Consider the following 3,684-nt stretch of genomic DNA (forward strand, 5'->3'; position numbering starts at 1 on the left):
TGCAACCAGTGTGAAAGTAGGTTATCGTCAAGCTAGTTATAAAGAAAAAGCCCGCTGAGTGATCTCAGCGGGCTTTTTGCATTTTAGAGCCAGTTGCCGAGGCGATGGCCGAGGCACAGCAGCGTCAATGTCGGCGGCAGGCCCCACGGCTGCGGTATCACCGAGGCGTCGCACACGTACAGGTTGGCGGTGCCGGTCTGCAACTGGCTGTTCACCCCTTCGCCTATCCTCACGCTGCCGCCGGGATGCGCGGCGAAATGCCAGCTCTTGAAGATATTGGTGGCGCCGGCCGCGCGCAATATGCCGCGCGCCATTTCCACGCCGCTGGCCAGCTTGCGCCGGTCGGCCGCCGTCAGCGTCTTGTCCACCCAGCGCGGACCGATGCCGCCGCCGATGTCGTCGCGGATTTTCACCATGATGGTCAGCGTGCGCCCATGCGCCGCCAGCCGGTCCAGGCGACCGACCTGCGCGGCGAACGCCTGGTACATCGGCTTGGGCAACGTCATGTCGGCCAGCGCGATGCCTTCATCCTCAAGGTAAAGGCCCGCCGCCATTGGTACTTCGGCGCCGCCATCGATGTCGTCGACCTGTCCCATGACCGCCACCACCGGATCGCTGAAGAAACTGCTGCTGGCAGGGTGCAAACCAGAGCGATGCAAAATGCGCGGCGTGCCTATGCCGCCGGCCGCCAGGATCACCTTGTCGGCGCGCGCTTCGCCGCCTTCGTAGCGCACGCCGACGGCGCGGCCGTTTTCCACGATCACGCTGTTCACCCTGGTATCGGCGAGCAGCGTCGCGCCCGATCGCGCCGCTTCGTCGACGAAATCACGTGCGGTCCACTTGGCGCCGAACGGACAGCCGTAGACGCAGCGCCAACAGCCAGTACGGCAGGTTTGCGGCCGTATCAGTTTATCCAGCTTGCGCCAGGCCAGTTGCTGCGCCAGCGCGCCTTGCCGGATGCGGCCGGCCATGGGGCCGATCAGTTCATCGGGCAACTGGTGAATAGGCAGCTCGGCGCGCAAGGCAGCCAGTGCCGGCGACAGGTCGATGCCGTGCGCGGCGAACATGGCTTCCGGCGGTGGCGCCGCGGTCGCGAAGTTGATGGCGGAGGTGCCGCCCACTGTCACGCCGCTGACCAGCAGTGAGGCATCGCGATGGATGAATGCCGCCTTGCCGGGCACCGCGGCGATGCCGGCCATCTGTGTCAGCGTGCCTTGCAGCGGCGCTGTGCTGCCTTGTTCCAGGATCAGGACGCGCAACTTACGCCTGGCCAGTTCGCGCGCGACACTGGCGCCGCCGGGACCACTGCCTACAACGATGGCGTCGTATTGGCCCATATGTCAGAACTGATATAGCGCACTTGCGCCCAGCAGCCAGTTGCGCTCGGGCGCCGCTTCGTAATAGCGTTTGTTGGTATCGCCGACGATGACCGAGCCTATGTAATTCTTATCGAGCAGATTGTTCAGGCGGACAAACTGCTTGAAGCGCCACGCATGCCAGTCCTGCTTTGCGGTCAGGCGCAGATTGAGAATGCCGTAACCCGGCGCCGGTTGATCGACGTTGCCGTCCTCCGCATAGATCTTGCCGCTGGCGATGGCCTCGAGCGCCGCGCCATAGTCGCCGCGATTCGACGCCCATGCCAGTTCGCCGTACAGGTTAGCATTCGGCACCCCGGGCAGACGGCTGCCCTTCAATACATTGCCGAATGCCTGATCGTAGATGGCACGCAAACTGGTCAGCGCCACATGCGTGCTCAGGCCGTAACGCCAGGTCGCATCCAGCGACAATTCCAGACCCTGGCGCAGCGTGCGTCCGCCATTCTTGTAGCTGGTGCGGCCTCCGTTTGCACTGTCGACGATCAGCTCATCGCTGGTCTTCACCTGGAACGCGGCCGCGTTAATGCGCACGCCTCCGGACAGCCGCGCTTTCAGGCCGGTTTCGAGATGGGTGCTGTACGCCGGCTGCAGGCGGAAGTTGAAGCCGCCGCCAGTACCCGAATAGAACAGCTCATTCAGCGTCGGCGTTTCAAAGCCTCGCGCGGCGCTGGCGTAGATGTTCAGCGAGGGCGTCCATTTGTACAGTGCCCCGAGTACAGGCGTGGTGTGGCTGTAGTTGAGCGAGCCGCTGTCGTTGCCGTTGCCGAGATAATGGTCATCGACTGATATCTTCACGCGGCTGTGCCGCAGGCCGGCACTCAGCAGCCAGCGTTCGCTCTGCCATTCCGCCTGCAGATAGGGATCGATGCTGGAGACGTCGTCGTCCTCATCGCGCCGCAGCGCGCCTTTGACGCCGAACTGGTTGCCGATGAAATTCTCGTAGCCGGTGCGGTCGTCATTGGAGCGGTTGTATTCCACGCCCAGCGTGGTACTCAGCTTGCCGCCCGCCAGTCCGTTCACATGCGTCCAGTTCAGGTCCGTGCCCTGGAAGTCGCGCGCGAAATCGACCACGCCGCCCGAATGCGTGGCCGGCGCCTGAAAGGCTTTGGAGAATGCCTGGTACTGGATCACTTCGCGGTTGCCGCCGTAGACCATGAGGTGCAGGCGGTCGTCGCCGAATTGCTGTTCCCAGCTGGCGCCTATCTGTTTGTGATCGATGCTCTTGCGCGTGTTGTAGCGGTCGGCCAGCGTGCGCTTGGGATTTTGCGTATCGGTGGTGTCGATCTCGCCGGCGCGCGGGTCGCGCTGGTAGGTGGCCCAGGTGACGCCCAGCGCATCCTGTGTGTCGTGCTGACGCAGGCCATTGGCGACGATGGTCAGCCGCGCGCCGGCTAGTGGTGTCAGCGTGAGCTTGGCGTAGGCTTGGTCGCGGCGCGCGGCGCTGTGGGCGCGGTAGCCGTCGGTGTCGAAGCGCGACGCATCCAGTACGTAGCCGATGTTGCCGCTGGCGCCTTGCGCATTGAGGTCGGTCTTGTGCGTGCCATAGCTGCCGCCCATGACGTTCAGCTCCACTGTCGGCGCGCCGGCGCCATCCTTGGTGAACAACTGGATCACGCCGCCGGAATGGTTGCCGTAGATGGCGGAGAAGGGGCCGCGCAGCACTTCGATGCGCTCGGCCATATCGAGATTGAAGGTGGCGGCCTGGCCCTGGCCGTCCGGCATGCTGGCCGGGATGCCGTCCGCCACCAGGTGTACGCCGCGCACGCCGAAGGCGGAGCGGGCGCCGAAGCCGCGCGATGAGATCTGCAGATCCTGGGCATAGTTCTGGCGGTTCTGCGCCACCAGGCCGGGCACGGCGGCCAGCGACTCCGATGCATTCACACGCGCCTGTCCTTCGCGGATGCGGTCGGCATCGATCACATCGATGGCAGCTGGCAGCTCGAAGCCCGGATGGCCGACGCGGGTCGCGCTGATCACCACGGTATCGGTCATCGGAGCCGGTTCCTCGGCAGCGCATGCCGGCAATGCGCTGCCGGCGGCCAACAGGGCAGCGATCGCGTTGAGACGGACGGGGGGCTGGGTCATGAAGTCTCCAATCAGTGAACAGGTGCGCCACATCATAAAGTAGGGAACGGGTTCCTGCAGCGCACAAAGCCCTTGCGGAGCGGCGACGGCTTTGCTATGATTCTGTCCCTCGCAAGACAACGCAGACGCTGAAAAGCAAAACGAAGAAAAGCGAGGGGTTGACGAGATAAACGAAATGCTTCATAATCTCGCTTCTGTGCTGATGAACAAAACGATTCGCAGC

2 protein-coding genes are annotated in these 3,684 nt (G+C 63.9%); both read right to left on the bottom strand.

Translation table 11 applies throughout. The annotated features are described in order from the left end of the window. Window positions 1-83: 83 nt before the first annotated feature. The gene (locus E4L98_RS15085) at window positions 84-1,337 is read right to left on the bottom strand and encodes a GMC family oxidoreductase N-terminal domain-containing protein (protein WP_135202376.1); all 1,254 of its coding nucleotides are present in this window, start codon (window positions 1,335-1,337) and stop codon (window positions 84-86) included. A 3-nt stretch (window positions 1,338-1,340) separates the two neighbouring features. After that, window positions 1,341-3,461 carry a TonB-dependent receptor family protein gene (locus tag E4L98_RS15090; RefSeq protein ID WP_135202377.1) on the bottom strand — a complete coding sequence of 707 codons (2,121 nt, stop codon included), beginning with the start codon at window positions 3,459-3,461 and terminating at the stop codon, window positions 1,341-1,343. Between the last annotated feature and the right edge of the window lie 223 nt (window positions 3,462-3,684).

The organism is Duganella callida, assembly GCF_004614165.1.
In the GTDB taxonomy this organism is placed as follows: Bacteria; Pseudomonadota; Gammaproteobacteria; order Burkholderiales; family Burkholderiaceae_D; genus Rugamonas; species Rugamonas callida.